Genomic DNA, 16275 nt, shown 5'->3' with positions numbered 1-16275 from the left:
CACGGTGGCTCCCCCTAGAACCACTCGTCTTGCATGCCGAGACAGGTGTCGTCGCGTGCCTCGAGCAATGCCAAGTCATTATGGCAGCCAGGTACTTCCCAGGTCAGGAAATAACGTGCGGCCTGTAATTTCCCCAGGTAAAAGTCGCGGTCTGCGGCATTGCCCTTGAGCAGGCCGAGTTCGGCGTGCAGCGCCTGTTCCAGCCAGCGCCAGCCAACCACACAGTGGCCAAAGACCTTGAGGTACAGGGCGGAGTTGGCCAGGGCGCCGGCGACTTTGCCCTCGGCCAGATCGCCAAGTAGAGCCAAGGTCACGGCCTGCAGGCGGTTGACCAACTGCTCCAGGGGCTGGCGCAGGGTGTCCAGGCCTGGATGATGGCAGGCGCGTTCGGCGGTACTGGCAATCTGGCGGATCAGCAGCTTGAGGCCGGCACCCTTGTTTTGTGCCAGTTTGCGGCCCAGCAGGTCGAGCGACTGGATGCCCTCGGTACCTTCGTGGATCGGGTTCAGGCGGTTGTCGCGGTAGTACTGCTCGACCGGATACTCGCGGGTGTAGCCGTGGCCACCGAGGATCTGGATCGCCAGTTCGTTGGCCTTCAGGCAGAAGGTCGATGGCCAGGATTTGACGATCGGAGTCAGCAGGTCGAGCAATTGCTGGGCTTGTGCGCGGGCGTTTTCATCGCCGGCGGTGTGGGTGTCGTCGAACAGCCGCGCGGCATACAGGCCCAGGTCGAAGGCACCTTCCACGTAGGCCTTCTGCGCCAGGAGCATCCGTTTGACGTCGGTGTGGCTGATGATTGGGACCGCAGCGCTTTGTGGATCCTTATTGTCCGGCAGTCGGCCCTGGGGGCGCTGACGAGCGTATTCCAGGGAATACAGATAGCCAGCGTAACCCAGCATGACCGCACCCATGCCGACGCCGATACGTGCTTCGTTCATCATCTGGAACATGCACGCCAGGCCTTGGTGCGGCTGGCCGATGAGGTAGCCGACACACTGGCCGTTGTCGCCGAAATTCAACGCGGTGGAGGTAGTGCCACGCCAGCCCATCTTGTGGAACAGCCCGGCCAGCAGCACATCGTTGCGCTCGCCACGGCTGCCGTCCTCATTGACCAGGAACTTGGGCACGATGAACAGCGAAATACCTTTCACGCCGGCTGGCGCATCCGGCAGCTTGGCCAGGACCATGTGCACGATGTTGTCCGACAGTTCGTGGTCGCCGCCGGAAATGAAGATCTTATTGCCCTTGATCCGGTAACTGCCATCGCCAGCCGGTTCGGCGCGGGTGCGGATATCGGCCAGAGAAGAGCCGGCGTGGGGTTCAGTCAGCGCCATGGTGCCGAAGTAGCGGCCCTCGATCATCGGCTGCAGGTACAGGCGTTTCTGTTCATCGCTGCCGAAGCTTTCGATCAGGTTGGCCGCACCCATGGTCAGGAACGGGTAGGCCGTGGTGCCGGCGTTGGCCGCCTGGAAATGGGCGAAGCAGGCCTGCGAGACCAGGCTGGGCAACTGCATGCCGCCGACATCGAAGTCGCGGTTGGCATTGAGGAAGCCCGCTTCGAGGAAGGCATCGACCGCCGGTTTGACCTCGGGAATCAGCTCGGCGCGGCCGTCCACATAACGCGGCTCGTTGTCGTCGGCCTTGCGGTTGTGCGGGGCGAAGAACTTCTCGGCGATGGTGCGCGCGGTGGCCAGCGCCGCATCGAAGGTTTCGCGACTGTGCTCGGCGAAGCGCGGGCGTTGGGTCAGGGCTTCGGCGTCGAGGACTTCGTAGAGTTCGAAGGCGAGGTTGCGGGGGCTGAGCAGGGTCTCGGGCATGGGGGCGGTCCTGAGGCGGGATGCTTCGAGTGTACGAGGGCGATGATGGGCCGGATAGGTTAATAGGTTTGAGTGATATGAGTTTAGAAACTGCAATACGCCTTGCGGCCTGGCAGCAGTTGAAGTCATGTCGCCACTGAGAGAAATTTCCCACGGCGTTTTCAGAAGTTCCCATGGAGAGCTTCCTAGCTAAATGATGTAAATGTCAATCTTTGATAGGGAAGGATTGGCAATGGAAAGGTTAGCTCGTTGGACAAGTATTAGGAAGGAAGACCTGAGCAAGGTAGCAGATCCATTCTTTTCAGTGTCGATAGTTAGGGGTAACTTGAGAAGTAGAAGCTATGTGCGAGAGATAGAAGGAGTGACCGAGCTACTGAGGGAATACGGCCTGTATTGCTCGGTTAGTCTGAGCGGCGATCAAATTGACAGGGCGCTCAGGCCAGTTGCATCGGGTGAATGGATGCTGATAAAAGATGAGCCTTTCAAGCCTATAGATCTCGTAGAGAATTGGTATGCAGGGGCTTGCAGTCGGAGGAACCAAGGAGAGTGGTTTATAAACACTGTCTCGACGACGAGCGGGCCGGGTAAGTGGAAAATAGAAGATATGAATGTCAATAAACTTGCTTCGAGTGCTGCGTTTTTAGCGAATTTTCTTACTTCGAGAGGGGATGAGGGGCGAGTCTTTTTATCATCAGGGAAGACTATGCGAACACGACGAGAACGATCACTCAGAAGTGGGTGCCGCTTGACGCAGAAGAGCGGAGTTTTGCACCTGCTTCGGCAATTCATAGATATGGAATGGAACGTAAAGTTACTCAGGTGTATGTAGAGGCTGATGATGCTTGGGATGTGTCGGGATCCTCCTGGCATTGGCGTCCAGTTATCGAAAACGAAGAGTATGAGTTAAAGGATAAATGACAGAGGTTTTGTTTATGAAATCAGAGCGGTTGGTCAGCTTGGTCTGGGGGGGAATGGATGCGTTTTATATTTGTTTCGTGGTGTTCAGTGCCCTTGGTAGAGGTGTAACGCCCTTTGTGGGTGACCTCGAGTCCGCCCTGGCAAATATGGAGCAGTGGGGCGGAGGGCTTGAGTTCATGATATGGATGGGGCTTATCACACAGATCTCCGTTGCGGCCAGTAGCATATTGCTTTGCTTGACTAGGACTTCTGGGATTTATCTGGCTGTCATTCAAATGCTTTTTCGCGTTTTGTTCATAATCCCGTCTTTTGCATTGATGTTACTACTGCCCGATATGAACACTTGGATTTGGTGGAGCCTTGTCGCTGCGTCTGAAGGGGTTAAAGCTTGGAGTCTTTGGTGGCTCTGGAAAAAACGGCGTTGAAATCGCGAGGGTCAGATAGCCATATTTGCCAGCCTTGAAACCGAGCGCCGCCCGAGCGGCGCTCGATATCCGCCGCGCGGCTAACATCAAGGTATGCACCTGCCATCCTTATGAGACGTTTCCCACAAATCGCGCCGGAGTTGGACTACTGCGGCTCAACTGCCTGTTCGATTTGAATGTGCGTTTGGTATTCACAGGGAAGCGCTTCTGATGGTTGATGTTCTTGATAGCAGTACAGGCAAGGTTTCGGAGGGCGAAGCGCCTTTCTTCGTGGTGTCACCTACGAAATTTGCCGTGATGATATTCCTTACCATGGGCTTTTACTGGCTGTATTGCTTTTATTGCAGTTGGAAGCTGCATAGAGAAAAAACCGGAGAGGAAGTCAGTCCCTTCTGGCGAACGTTTTTTGCAATATTCTTCATTCACCCATTGATGAAACGGGCTGATGACCGTATTCGCGATTCGGGTCTGACCTATCGCTGGAGCATTCTCGGTCTGACGCTCGGCTACTACGGCTTAGGCGTGGGGTGGATCGTACTCAGCCTCGTCCTAGCCGATCAGCTGTGGCCCGCTTATATAGCGGGATTTGTATTTCAACTGGTTATGCTGCTGATACTGGTCCCGATGCAAAAAGGGATCAACTTCAGCGCCGGTGATGAGGTGGGGGCAAGCAATAGTCGTTTCACGGGGGCCAACTGGCTTTGGATTTCATTGTGCACCGCCTTCCGAATAATGCAATTTTTTGCTCTGGTCGAACTTTCATCCATGATGTGAAAAGTTGTTTTCTCACGTTGGCGTATCTGGTGTTCATGAAACCGAGCGCCGCACGCGCGGCGCTCGATATCCGCCGCGCTGCAATAATCAAGTCATACGCCCACAAAAAAGGAGAGCCGAGGCTCTCCTTTTCATCGACGACCCTCAGCCTCAGCCAATGGTCATCAAGCTGGCATTACCCCCCGCAGCAGCCGTATTCACGCTGACCGCCCGCTCGATCACCAACCGCTCCAGCGCAATTTGATGATCCCCGCTGGACAGCCCATGCACGCCAACGATCGCCCCGGCCCGCTTGGCCACCTGCTGGCAAACGCCACGCAGCTGGTCCGAGTCGCCATGGTGGATCACGGCATCGAACGCCACTTCATCCTTGTTCCAATCGGCCACCAGCTTGATCTTGGCCTGCAGCTCTTTCGGCAGGCGCCCGCGCAGAGCCTTGCCTGGCTCGCCGTCCATCCACACAGCAGAGCTGCCAACCGCCAGCACTGCAGCGAATTGCGCCAACAGGTCAGCCTCGTTATCCGCCAGGCACAGCACGTGCTCGCGCGGCAGAATGGTGTAGCTGTTGCGCTCGCCGGTCGGGCCTGGCAGCAGGCGGGCGATGCCGCTCTGCGACTGGCTGGCGAACTGGCTGCACAGCGCGGCCAGGTCGGCCTGCTGGTTGCTCTCGGCCCAGGCCTTGAGGCTGTGCAGCGGTTTGATCAACTGATCGTGCAGGGTGCGGTCCGGCTTGCCTTCGCCATCCTGGTGCTGGAAGTGTCGGCCAATGGCGTCCGCCGGGCGGGTCGACAGCAGGCGGTACAGATACAGCGGGCCGCCGGCTTTCGGGCCGGTGCCGGACAGGCCTTCACCACCGAACGGCTGCACGCCGACCACTGCACCGACGATGTTGCGGTTGACGTACAGGTTGCCGGCGTTGGCGTTCTCCACCACCTTGGCGATGGTCTCGTCGATACGGGTGTGCACGCCGAGGGTCAGGCCGTAGCCGGAGTCATTGATCTGCTGGATCAACTGATCGAGGTTGCGGCGGTTGTAGCGCACCACGTGCAGCACCGGGCCGAAGATCTCGCGCTTGAGCTCGTCGAAGCTCTCCAGCTCGATCAGGGTTGGCATGACGAAGGTGCCGCGTTTGACCTCGGCGGCATCGGCGATGGCGACCTGATAGACCGGGCGGCCTTTTTCGCGCATGCCCTGGATGTGCTTCTCGATGCCGGCCTTGGCTTCGGCGTCGATCACCGGGCCGATGTCCACGGCCAGGCGGTCCGGGTTGCCCAGGCGGCTTTCGGCCATGGCACCCTTGAGCATCTCGATCACGCGGTCGGCAGAGTCTTCCTGCAGGCACAGCACGCGCAGGGCCGAGCAACGCTGGCCGGCGCTGTCGAAGGCCGAGGACACCACGTCTATCACCACCTGCTCGGTCAGCGCCGAGGAGTCGACGATCATCGCGTTCTGGCCACCGGTTTCGGCGATCAGCGGGATTGGCCGGCCCTGGTTGTCCAGGCGGCCAGCGACGTTGCGTTGCAGCAGGCGGGCGACTTCGGTGGAGCCGGTGAACATCACGCCTTTGACGCGCTCGTCACCGACCAGGCCAGCACCGACGGTTTCGCCGCGGCCAGGTAGCAGCTGCAGCACACCTTCCGGAATGCCCGCTTCCAGCAGCAGGCGCACGGCCTGGGCCGCGATCAGCGGGGTCTGTTCGGCAGGCTTGGCCAGCACCGGGTTACCGGCTGCCAGCGCGGCAGCCACCTGGCCGCTGAAGATCGCCAGTGGGAAGTTCCACGGGCTGATGCACACCACCGGGCCCAGTGGGCGGTGGGCGTCGTTGCTGAAGTCGTTGCGTGCCTGCACCGCGTAGTAGCGCAGGAAGTCCACGGCTTCGCGCACTTCGGCGATGGCGTTGGCAAAGGTTTTGCCGGCTTCACGAACCAACAGGCCCATCAGCGGCTGGATCTCAGCCTCCATCAGGTCGGCGGTGCGTTCCAGAATGGCGGCGCGTTCGGCCGGCGGGGTGGCCTGCCAGATCGGTGCGGCGTTGATGGCGCACTGGATGGCGTTGTCGACATCACCGACCGTGGCTTCCTGCACATGGCCGACCACGTCGCGGTGGTCTGCCGGGTTCAACACGGGTTGGGCGGCCGATTCGCTGGCGGCGCAGGCCAGCAGCGGGGTTGCTTTCCAGTCGTTGTGCGCGGTGGCCAGCATGGCGCAGGACAGCGACGCCAGGCGGTGTTCGTTGGCCATGTCGATGCCGGCCGAGTTGGCCCGCTCGCTGCCATACAGATCACGCGGCAGCGGGATACGCGGGTGTGGCAGGCCGAGGCTGCCTTCCTGGGTGCCCATGCGCTCGATGCTGGCCACCGGGTCGGCGACCAGTTCCTGGATGGAAATGGAATGGTCGGCGATGCGGTTGACGAACGAGGTGTTGGCGCCGTTTTCCAACAAGCGACGGACCAGGTAAGCCAGCAGGGTTTCGTGGGTGCCGACAGGTGCGTAAACACGGCACGGTCGGTTCAGCTTGCCTTCCGAGACCTTGCCTACAACCTGTTCGTACAGCGGCTCACCCATGCCGTGCAGGCACTGGAACTCGTACTGGCCCGGGTAATAGTTCTGGCCGGCAATGTGGTAGATGGCCGACAGGGTGTGGGCGTTGTGGGTGGCGAATTGCGGGTAGATGGCTTCCGGCACCGCCAGCAGCTTGCGTGCGCAGGCGACGTAAGAAACGTCGGTGTACACCTTGCGGGTGTACACCGGGTAGCCTTCCAGGCCCTCGACCTGGGCGCGCTTGATCTCGCTGTCCCAGTAGGCGCCCTTGACCAGGCGGATCATCAGGCGGTGGCGGCTGCGCTTGGCCAGGTCGATGACGTAGTCGATCACATACGGGCAGCGCTTCTGGTAGGCCTGGATGACGAAGCCGATACCGTTCCAGCCGGCCAGGGACGGCTCGAAGCACAGGCGCTCGAGCAGGTCGAGCGACAGCTCCAGGCGGTCGGCTTCTTCGGCGTCGATGTTCAGGCCAATGTCGTATTGCTTGGCCAGCAAGGTCAGCGACAGCAGGCGCGGGTACAGCTCTTCCATCACACGCTCATACTGGGCGCGGCTGTAGCGTGGGTGCAGGGCCGACAGCTTGATCGAGATGCCCGGGCCTTCATAAATGCCGCGGCCATGCGAGGCCTTGCCGATCGAGTGGATAGCTTGCTCGTAGGAAGCCAGGTATTTCTGTGCGTCATGCTCGGTCAATGCGGCTTCGCCGAGCATGTCGTAGGAATAACGGAAGCCCTTGGATTCGAAACGGCTGGCGTTGGCCAGCGCTTCGGCGATGGTTTCGCCGGTGACGAACTGTTCGCCCATCAGGCGCATGGCCATGTCGACGCCCTTGCGGATCATCGGCTCGCCGCTCTTGCCAATGATGCGGGTGAGCGAAGAGGTCAGGCCGGATTCGTTGTGGGTGGAGACCAGCTTGCCGGTCAGTAGCAGGCCCCAGGTGGCGGCGTTGACGAACAGCGACGGGCTGTTGCCCAGGTGCGGCTGCCAGTTGCCGGTGCTGATCTTGTCGCGGATCAGCGCGTCACGGGTGCCCTTGTCGGGGATGCGCAGCAGGGCTTCGGCCAGGCACATCAGGGCCACGCCTTCCTGCGACGACAGGGAAAATTCCTGCAACAGGCCCTGAACGATGCCGGCGCGCCCGCCTGCACTTTTCTGGTTGCGCAGCTTTTCGGCGATGCCGGCGGCCAGTTTGTTGGTCGCCTCGGCCAGCGGTGCGCTCAGGCGCGCCTGCTCCAGCAGCATCGGAATGACTTCCTGCTCAGGGCGACGATAGGCGGCAGTAATGGCGGAACGCAGCACCGACTGCGGCAGGATGCTTTCAGCGAACTCCAGGAAGCACTGATGAGCGTGATCCGCTTGGACTTCGCCGGCATCTTCGGCCGTGTTGCTTGAATGACCGTTGAGTTCGGTCAGGGTGGCACCACCCTCGAGCTTCTCCAGGTAATTGAAGATCGCTTGCTTGATCAACCAATGCGGCGTGCGGTCTATGGACTGCGCAGCTGCTTTGAGTCGCTCACGGGTCGGGTCATCGAGTTTGACCCCAAGGGTGGTCGTCGCCATTTCTTATCCTCGTTATTGCCACGGTTGTGGCCTAAGCTGACGCCAAGAGTATCTTGTAGGACATTTCGGGTGCAACCAGGTGCAACCCGAATTTTTCGTGGAAAAGGTGCAACTCGTCTGACGGAAATATCCCCAAGATAAAAAAGGCTGTTTTCGGTGCATTTCGTTCTGAAAAATAGTGTTTTTGCTCCAAATTGGAGCAAAAAAGCGGCTCTATCCGAATTTGCATGGGCGGGTGCAACTTGCAAATGAAAAATGGTTGCACCCGCTTTACGTTGTTGCATAGGATTCGCCGCCTGGGTGCAACCGTCTTGCTGCGGTTGTGCATGAGATAAAAACAAACGCCAGGGCACACGCATGGGCAATCCACTAACGATCACTTTCGTGGTCTACATCGCGGCAATGGTACTGATCGGCTTCGCCGCTTATCGCGCCACCAACAACCTTTCCGACTACATCCTTGGCGGTCGCAGCCTAGGTAGTGTGGTCACCGCGCTTTCCGCAGGGGCCTCCGACATGAGCGGCTGGTTGCTGATGGGGCTACCGGGCGCTATCTACTTCTCCGGTCTGTCCGAAGCCTGGATCGCCATCGGCCTGACTGTCGGTGCCTACCTCAACTGGCTGTTCGTTGCCGGCCGTCTGCGCGTGCAGACCGAGCACAACGGCGATGCACTGACCCTGCCGGATTACTTCTCCAGCCGTTTCGAAGATAACAGCGGGCTGCTGCGCATCATCTCGGCCATCGTCATCCTGGTGTTCTTCACCATCTACTGTGCTTCCGGCATCGTCGCCGGTGCGCGCCTGTTCGAAAGTACGTTCGGCATGCCGTATGAGACGGCGCTGTGGGCCGGTGCTGCCGCGACTATCGCCTACACCTTCGTGGGAGGTTTCCTGGCGGTGAGCTGGACCGATACCGTGCAGGCCTCGCTGATGATTTTCGCGCTGATCCTCACCCCAGTCATTGTGCTGATTTCCACGGGTGGCTTCGACACCACCTTCGCTGCGATCGAGGCCGTCAACCCGGCCAACTTCGACATGCTCAAAGGGGCGACCTTCATCGGCATCATCTCGCTGATGGGCTGGGGCTTGGGCTACTTCGGCCAACCGCACATCCTGGCGCGTTTCATGGCCGCCGATTCGGTCAAGTCGATCGCCAATGCCCGTCGCATTTCGATGACCTGGATGATTCTGTGCCTGGCCGGTACTTGCGCCGTGGGCTTCTTCGGTATCGCCTACTTCTCGGCAAATCCTGACCTGGCGGGGCCGGTTACCGAGAACCACGAGCGTGTGTTCATCGAGCTGGCGAAGATCCTGTTCAACCCGTGGATTGCCGGTGTGCTGCTGTCGGCTATTCTGGCGGCGGTGATGAGTACGCTGAGCTGCCAGTTGCTGGTCTGCTCCAGCGCCCTGACCGAAGACTTCTACAAGTCCTTCCTGCGCAAGAACGCTTCGCAGCTCGAGCTGGTGTGGGTCGGCCGCCTGATGGTACTGGCTGTTGCGCTGATCGCGATCGCCATGGCCGCCAACCCGGAAAACCGTGTGCTGGGCCTGGTGGCTTACGCCTGGGCCGGCTTCGGTGCTGCCTTCGGTCCGGTGGTGCTGATTTCGGTGCTGTGGAAAGGCATGACCCGTAACGGCGCGCTGGCCGGTATCGTGGTCGGTGCAGTGACCGTTATCGTGTGGAAGCAGATCGATACCTGGGGCCTGTACGAAATCATCCCGGGCTTCCTGCTCGCCAGCATCGCCATCTTTGTGGTGAGCAAGCTGGGCAGCCCGTCGAACAGTATGGTTTCGCGCTTTGAAACTGCTGATGCGGCGTACCATGCTGACAAGTAATACCCGCTGAATCGGCGGCGCCTGATTCGCGGGGCAAGCCCGCTCCCACAAGTTCGGTGAAGAATTTGTGGGAGCGGGCTTGCCCCGCGAATCAGGCGCCACCGATCAGCAGTCCGGGCCTGACTCCGCCCGCAAGGCAAGGTAAACTTGCCGGCTTCGCAGGAGTTGCCATGAACTATCGTCACGCCTTCCACGCCGGCAACCACGCCGACGTCCTCAAACACATCGTGCTGACCCGCCTCATCGCCCTGATGTCGCGCAAGGAGCAGCCGTTCGCCTATATCGATACCCACGCCGGCCTTGGTCTGTACGACCTGCAGGGCGATCAGGCGACTCGTACCGGTGAATACCTCGAAGGTGTCGCGCGCCTGTGGAATCGCGATGACCTGCCGGCCATGGCTGGCGACTACCTGCGCGTCATCAAGCGCCTCAACGCCGATGGCGAGTTGCGTTACTACCCCGGGTCACCTGAACTAGCGCGCCGATTGATGCGTCAGCAAGACCGTGCCTTGCTCAACGAGAAGCACCCTGAAGATGGCCCGCTGCTCAAAGAGAACATGAAGAAAGACCCGCGGGTGGTCGTGCACCTGGGCGAGGGCTGGCATGTACCGCGCGCGCTGCTACCGGTGCCGGAAAAACGCGCGATCATGCTCATTGACCCGCCGTTCGAGCAGGCCGATGAGCTCAAGCGCTGCACAACCTCGTTGAAAGAGGCGATCGGCCGCATGCGCCAGACTGTTGCCGCCATCTGGTACCCGATCAAGGATCAGCGTTCGCTGACCCGTTTCTACCAGGACTTGACCAGCACTGGCGCGCCGAAGTTGTTGCGGGTCGAGTTGTATGTGCACCACCAGGACAGCCCGCAGGGCTTGAACGGCTCCGGTCTGGCCATCGCCAACCCGCCGTGGGGCCTTGAGGACGAACTCAAGGAGCTGCTGCCCTGGCTGGCCAAAGAGCTGGCGCAGACTGCCGGCAGCTACCGGATGGACTGGCTGATCGCTGAATAAGCTTGTGGGAGCGGGCTTGCCCCGCGAAGCAGGCGCCACGGTGCATGGCACCGGCTTTGCCGGTGTTCGCGGGGCAAGCCCGCTCCTACAGGTTAATGCAGTGTCTCTTTTGTTGTTTGCGTTATAATCCCGCCTTTTAGCCGCCACCCGCCCACGAGGCCGCTGGCGCATCTCTACCGAATGAAGAGGCTAAACCCTTGGCATTGACGATTCTTGGCCTGTCCGGCGCCCTTAGCCATGACCCTTCCGCGGCTCTGTACATCGACGGCAAGCTGATTGCCGCCGCCGAAGAAGAGCGCTTCGTGCGTGACAAGCATGCGAAGAACCGCATGCCCTACGAGTCGGCGAAGTTCTGCCTGGAACAGGCTGGCATCAAGCCGTCCGACGTCGACGTGGTCGCCATCCCGTTCGCCCCGATCAGCCTGTTCGGCAAGGCCCGCTGGCACTATGCCAAGCGTTACTGGTACGCCCCGGACCGCGCCCTCGACGCGATCCTGATGGGTAACCGGCGCTACAAGCGCTACCGCAAGAAGATCGTCTGGTGCCTGGAGCAACTGGGCTTCGACCCGAAAAAGGTCAAGATCGAGCCAGTCGAGCACCACCTGGCCCACGCGTCCAGCGCCTACCACTGCTCGGGCTTCAAAGAGAAGACCGCGATCCTTGGCATCGACGGCAAGGGTGAATACGCCACCACCTTCTTCGGCTACGGCGAGAACGGCAAGATCCACAAGATCAAGGAATTTTTCGATCCGGACTCGCTGGGCGGCCTCTATGGCGCGATCACCGAGTTCCTCGGCTTCGAAATGCTCGACGGCGAGTTTAAAGTCATGGGCATGGCGCCCTACGGCGACGCCAGCAAATACGACTTCTCGCGCCTGGCCAGCTTCGAAAACGGCGAACTGGTGATCAACACCGAATACGCCAACGTCATCGGCCTGCGCCGCTATAAAGAGAAGGGCAAGGGCTTCTACTTCTCGCCGAAGCTGATCGAATGGCTGGGCCCCAAGCGCGAAGGCGACATCGCCGACGAGCCATACATCCACTATGCGGCCAGCATGCAGGCGCTGTTCGAGAAGCTGGCCCTGCAGATGATCGACCATTATCTGGGCGATACCCTGCGTGAAACCGGCAAGCTGGCCTTCGCCGGCGGCTGCGCGCTGAACGTCAAACTCAACCAAAAGATCATCGCCCGCTCCGACGTGAAAGAGCTGTTCGTCCAGCCGGCCTCCGGCGATGCCGGCACCGCGGTCGGCGCTGCCGCGTATGTTTCTCATGCCCGTGGCGTGCCGGTCGAGAAGATGGAACACGTCTACCTCGGCCCGTCGTATTCCAACGAAGACGTGATCGCTGCCTGTGCGCGTCACCCGGATCAGCCGAAGTGGCGCAAGCTCGACAACATGCCGCAACAGATCGCCCAGATCATGGTCGATGGCAACCCGGTGGCCTGGTTCCAGGGTCGCATGGAGTTCGGCCCGCGCGCGCTCGGTGGTCGTTCGATCATCGGCTGCCCGAGCGTCGAAGGCGTGGCTGACCGCATCAACCATCAGATCAAGTTCCGCGAACGCTGGAGACCCTTCTGCCCGTCGATGCTCGACACTGTCGCACCGCAGATGATCAAGGTCGACCACCCGGCGCCGTTCATGACCTTCACCTTCGAAGTGGCAGAAGAGTGGAAGACCCGCGTACCGGAAGTGGTGCACGAGGATGGTACCTCGCGTGCCCAGGTGCTCAAGCGCGAATACAACCCGCGCTACTACGACATGATGAAGGCGCTGGAAGACCTGACTGGCAACGGTGTGTCGCTGAACACTTCGCTGAACCGCCGTGGCGAGCCGATGATCTGCTCGCCGACCGATGCCCTGAACATGTTCTTCGGCTCGGACCTGCAGTACCTGATCATGGAAGACATTCTGGTGGTGAAGGACGGCGCAGCCGCGTATGACCAGCCGCTCTGAACCGCGTATCCTGCAGTTCTGCCATGGCTATGACGGGCCGTTTCTCGACTGCGCCCGTCAGTACGCCAGCCTGTTTCAGGGCAGTGGCTACAAGGTCACCACGGTATTCCTCACCGGTGCCGCCGACCCGCAAGTTGCGGCCGGCTGCGCGTCGGACGAGGTGCTGTTTCTCGAATTCAGCTCCAAGGCCGTGCGCGGCCTGAAGCTTGGCGCCATCCGTGCCCTGCGCCGGATTGCCGCCGAGCGCAATTTCAGTTTCTGCATCGCGCACCGTTTCAAGCCGATTTATGTGGCCTTGTTGGCCACCGGCTTGCCGGTAATCGGCGTGCACCATGCCTTTGGCGACTATCAGCGCAAGGGGCGGCGGCTGTTCGCCAACCTGTTCGGCAAGCGTTTGAGCCTGCTCGGTGTGTCGGACGCGGTGCGTGACGACATGCGCCGTTGCCTGCCGCAATGGCCGGCCGAGCGCATCCAGACGCTGTACAACCGTATCGATATCCAAGCCTTGCAAGCGGCATTGGTGCCGCGTGCCGAAGCGCGTCAGGCCCTGGGCCTGGATGCGCAGGCGTGGGTCGTCGGCAATGTCGGCCGCCTGCACCCGGACAAGGATCAGGCTACCTTGCTGCGCGGTTTTGCCGAAGCATTACCGGGGCTGCCTGCCGGCGCTCGTCTGGCGATCCTCGGCAAGGGGCGTCTGGAAGACACGCTCAAGGCCTTGGCCGCAGAGCTGGGCATTGCTGGCCAGGTCGACTTCCTGGGTCAGGTACCGGATGCTCGTCGCTATTTCCACGCCTTCGATGTGTTTGCCCTGAGCTCTGATCACGAGCCGTTCGGCATGGTCCTGCTCGAAGCGATGGTGGCCGGGGTGCCTGTGCTGGCTACCGCTTGCGGCGGTGCCCGCGAAGTGGTCGAGGGTGTCGGCGTGCTGTTCCCGCTCGGTGATGCAGCGCAGCTGGCCCAGGGCCTGAAGCATATGTCGCTGCTGGACGCCCAGCAACGCGAAGCTTGTGCCGTGCTCATGCTGCAGCGGCTGCAGGAGCGTTTCTCCGACCAGGCGGTGCGCCAAGCATTCTGGCAACTGCCGCAGGTGCGGGCACTGCAGGTGAAGCCGGCATGATCCTCAATCACATCCAGGCCTTCCGTGAGCGTGGCTGGCAGGTCATCGATGCAGCGGCTTATGCCGAGGCGTGGGCGCGATTCGGTGGCAGTGTCGCCACGCATCCGCGGGTGATCGAGCAGCTCGCCGACCTGGCGCAAATTCCCGTGCGCTACCTGGGCTGGCATCAAGCCGGTGAGTTGAAGGCCGCGGTGCCGACCTGGGGCCGCCACCTGGCACTGTCTAAAGACGTGCTCAAACGTGCCGGCAAGAAAGGCCTGTTCGACCTGGGCAATGCCGAGATCATCCTGCCTGCCGCCGCCGATGCGGCGGCGCCGTTGCGCCATGCCGCGCGCTACGTGTCGGAACTGAACCAGGGGCGCTTCAGCGGCCTCAAGCCACAGAAAGAACAGCTGGCCATGGCCCGCACCCCTGAAGACCTGTCGAAGAAGTTTCGCTACAACCAGCGCCGCGAGTTGCGTCTGCTGGAAGAGGCGGGCGGCATCGTGCGCCCGATCAGTGACTTCAGCGCAGTCGAAATATCCGCCATGTACCGGGACCTGTTCCAGCGCCGCTGGGGCTTCCCCGCTACGGGTGCCGAGCACATGGCCGATGTGCTGGAGCGCTTGCGTGAGCTGCTGATCGGCTCGGTGCTGTTGCTCGATGACAAGCCCATCGCCATCCAGCTGGTCTATCGGGTGGAAGCGCCGGAGTGGATCAGTGTCGAGTACGTCAACGGCGGCGTCGACCCGGATACCAAGGCCTTCAGCCCCGGCAGCGTACTGAGCTTCCTTAACACCCAGGCCGCCTGGGAAGACGCCCGCGCGCGTAACAAACCCCTGCGCTTCTCGTTCGGCCGTGCCGACCGTGAGTACAAGGACCGCTGGTGCAACCCTGTGCCGGTGTTCCAGGCGTGAGTCGCAAGCAGCAGTTGCTCAAGCGCCATCGGCGCAACAAGCGCATGGGCCTGCTTGTCGGGCTGGTGGCGCTGGTTGCCCTTGGCGTATTCATTGGTTGGTGGCTGCCGCTGTTGCTCTTGCCACTGTGCTGGGCTGCCCACGAAGCCTGGTTCGCCGATCATCTGTTCTACGCGCCGGGCGAAGACTACGTCTACAACTTCGGCGAACAGACCCGCAGCTCGCCGGTCAGCTTGCGTGACGGCTTGCTGAAGGTCGATACGGCATTGCAGGGGGATGAAACCCTGATCCTCGAAATAGGCGTGAAAAGCGGATGGCTGGGGCGTTTTCTCGACCCCTGTGTCGAATTGCATACCGATGGGCTCATTGACCGGCAAACGTTCGAGCGTGGTGCCGATGGGGTTCGCTTTCTCAACCTGACTGGGCTGGCTGCGCCGCTGGAGGCCGGAACACTGCGTGTACGCGGTAGTCACTGCAGGGTGAAGGGCGAACCGCGCTTGTGGATAACCCCTGGCGTCGACCTGCAGCATCGTCGCGTGATGGTCATCGCGCCCCATGCCGATGATGCCGAACTGGCTGCCTATGGCCTGTACAGCCGGGCCGACGAAACCTGGGTAGTCACCCTGACCGCAGGTGAAATCGAAGCTGAGCATTATCAACAAATGGGCCTCGGCAGGGCCGAGGCGGCACGCTTGAAAGGCCGTCTGCGCGCCTGGGACAGCATTGCCGTGCCGCGCTGGGCCGGTGTTGCGCAATCGCGTTGCGTGCAGCTGGGTTATTTCTGCCTGCAACTGCCTGCTATGCAGGCCGCGCCGGATAAGCCGGCCGCCTCTCGTGAAGCCGACATGGCCGACATCCGCCTGTTCCGCCGCTTCAACCCGTTCCCACTGCCGGCGGACGACGATGGTGCGCCGACCTGGCACAACCTGCTGGCCGACCTGCGCGCCTTGCTGGTAATGGCCAAGCCTGACGTACTGGTCATGCCGCACCCGCAGCTCGACCCGCACCCCGACCATATCTGTGCTCAGGCTGCAGTGCTGGAGGCCCTGCAGGGCCTGGATTGGCAGCCGCAAACACTGCTGTGCTACGCCAACCACCTGCATGACAACGACCGCTGGCCGATGGGCGACAGCGGCGAGGGTGTCGCTCTGCCGCCGCAACTGAGTGCCGATCAGGCGTGGGCACCGTGCAGCCTGGTACTGGATCTGCCAACCCAGCAGGACAAGGCCATGGCCCTGGGCATGATGCACGACCTGCAACCGCCTGCGCCGTTCAAGCGCCGCTTGCGTCGACTGTTGCAGCGCTGGCTGGCTGCTCGTCGGCCGTCGCCCTATGGGGAGAACGAGTTCTTCCGCAAGGCTGTGCGCCGGCACGAACTGTTCTGGCGCCGTGAACTCTAGATAACGCCCATGGTTGACCGCGATGG

At 61.2% G+C, this 16275-nt stretch carries 10 protein-coding genes; 8 read left to right on the top strand and 2 right to left on the bottom strand.

Features of this window, described 5'->3' with window-relative positions; genetic code table 11:
- Nucleotides 1-14 precede the first annotated feature (14 nt).
- Complete coding sequence (locus ACZ6YA_RS09585) at nt 15-1817, bottom strand: acyl-CoA dehydrogenase (protein WP_465896851.1); 1803 nt, start codon at nt 1815-1817, stop codon at nt 15-17.
- Nucleotides 1818-2731: 914 nt separating this feature from the next.
- On the opposite strand from ACZ6YA_RS09585, the gene ACZ6YA_RS09580 reads away from it, so the two are divergent.
- Both ACZ6YA_RS09580 and ACZ6YA_RS09575 read left to right on the top strand, forming a co-directional pair.
- Nucleotides 2732-3160 (top strand): hypothetical protein, encoded by a 429-nt coding sequence (locus tag ACZ6YA_RS09580; RefSeq protein ID WP_465896850.1) that lies wholly within the window; start codon nt 2732-2734, stop codon nt 3158-3160.
- Between the two features lie 210 nt (nt 3161-3370).
- Nucleotides 3371-3934 carry a hypothetical protein gene (locus ACZ6YA_RS09575; protein ID WP_465896849.1) on the top strand — a complete coding sequence of 188 codons (564 nt, stop codon included), beginning with the start codon at nt 3371-3373 and terminating at the stop codon, nt 3932-3934.
- Between the two features lie 150 nt (nt 3935-4084).
- On the opposite strand, the gene putA is transcribed toward ACZ6YA_RS09575, so the two are convergent.
- The gene (putA, locus tag ACZ6YA_RS09570) at nt 4085-8038 is read right to left on the bottom strand and encodes a trifunctional transcriptional regulator/proline dehydrogenase/L-glutamate gamma-semialdehyde dehydrogenase (RefSeq protein ID WP_465896848.1); all 3954 of its coding nucleotides are present in this window, start codon (nt 8036-8038) and stop codon (nt 4085-4087) included.
- Nucleotides 8039-8395: 357 nt separating this feature from the next.
- Here putA and putP point away from each other — a divergent pair, with 357 nt between their 5' ends.
- From putP to ACZ6YA_RS09540, 6 genes are all read left to right on the top strand, one after another.
- Nucleotides 8396-9874, top strand: a complete 1479-nt coding sequence (gene putP, locus ACZ6YA_RS09565) for a sodium/proline symporter PutP (RefSeq protein WP_465896847.1) — start codon at nt 8396-8398, stop codon at nt 9872-9874.
- A 170-nt stretch (nt 9875-10044) separates the two neighbouring features.
- Nucleotides 10045-10881, top strand: a complete 837-nt coding sequence (locus tag ACZ6YA_RS09560) for a 23S rRNA (adenine(2030)-N(6))-methyltransferase RlmJ (RefSeq protein ID WP_465896846.1) — start codon at nt 10045-10047, stop codon at nt 10879-10881.
- A 197-nt stretch (nt 10882-11078) separates the two neighbouring features.
- Nucleotides 11079-12836 (top strand): carbamoyltransferase family protein, encoded by a 1758-nt coding sequence (locus tag ACZ6YA_RS09555; protein WP_465896845.1) that lies wholly within the window; start codon nt 11079-11081, stop codon nt 12834-12836.
- Nucleotides 12820-13953 carry a glycosyltransferase gene (locus ACZ6YA_RS09550; protein ID WP_465896844.1) on the top strand — a complete coding sequence of 378 codons (1134 nt, stop codon included), beginning with the start codon at nt 12820-12822 and terminating at the stop codon, nt 13951-13953. The genes ACZ6YA_RS09555 and ACZ6YA_RS09550 overlap by 17 nt, the downstream gene beginning before the upstream one ends.
- A complete protein-coding gene (locus tag ACZ6YA_RS09545; RefSeq protein WP_465896938.1) occupies nt 13953-14849 on the top strand; it encodes an antimicrobial resistance protein Mig-14 in 897 nt (298 codons plus the stop codon). The genes ACZ6YA_RS09550 and ACZ6YA_RS09545 overlap by 1 nt, the downstream gene beginning before the upstream one ends.
- The gene (locus ACZ6YA_RS09540; protein ID WP_465896843.1) at nt 14846-16249 is read left to right on the top strand and encodes a PIG-L deacetylase family protein; all 1404 of its coding nucleotides are present in this window, start codon (nt 14846-14848) and stop codon (nt 16247-16249) included. Before ACZ6YA_RS09545 ends, ACZ6YA_RS09540 begins: the two co-directional genes overlap by 4 nt.
- Nucleotides 16250-16275: the final 26 nt, after the last annotated feature.

This window comes from Pseudomonas sp. NPDC090752 (assembly GCF_055584805.1).
This window is presented reverse-complemented; position numbering and strand designations above follow the sequence as displayed.

Bases quoted from the DNA above. Each gene is read 5' to 3' on its own strand.
- ACZ6YA_RS09585 (WP_465896851.1), bottom strand. From the start codon at position 1,817: ATGCCCGAGACCCTGCTCAGCCCCCGCAACCTCGCCTTCGAACTCTAC.
- ACZ6YA_RS09580 (WP_465896850.1), top strand. From the start codon at position 2,732: ATGACAGAGGTTTTGTTTATGAAATCAGAGCGGTTGGTCAGCTTGGTC.
- ACZ6YA_RS09575 (WP_465896849.1), top strand. From the start codon at position 3,371: ATGGTTGATGTTCTTGATAGCAGTACAGGCAAGGTTTCGGAGGGCGAA.
- putA (WP_465896848.1), bottom strand. From the start codon at position 8,038: ATGGCGACGACCACCCTTGGGGTCAAACTCGATGACCCGACCCGTGAG.
- putP (WP_465896847.1), top strand. From the start codon at position 8,396: ATGGGCAATCCACTAACGATCACTTTCGTGGTCTACATCGCGGCAATG.
- ACZ6YA_RS09560 (WP_465896846.1), top strand. From the start codon at position 10,045: ATGAACTATCGTCACGCCTTCCACGCCGGCAACCACGCCGACGTCCTC.
- ACZ6YA_RS09550 (WP_465896844.1), top strand. From the start codon at position 12,820: ATGACCAGCCGCTCTGAACCGCGTATCCTGCAGTTCTGCCATGGCTAT.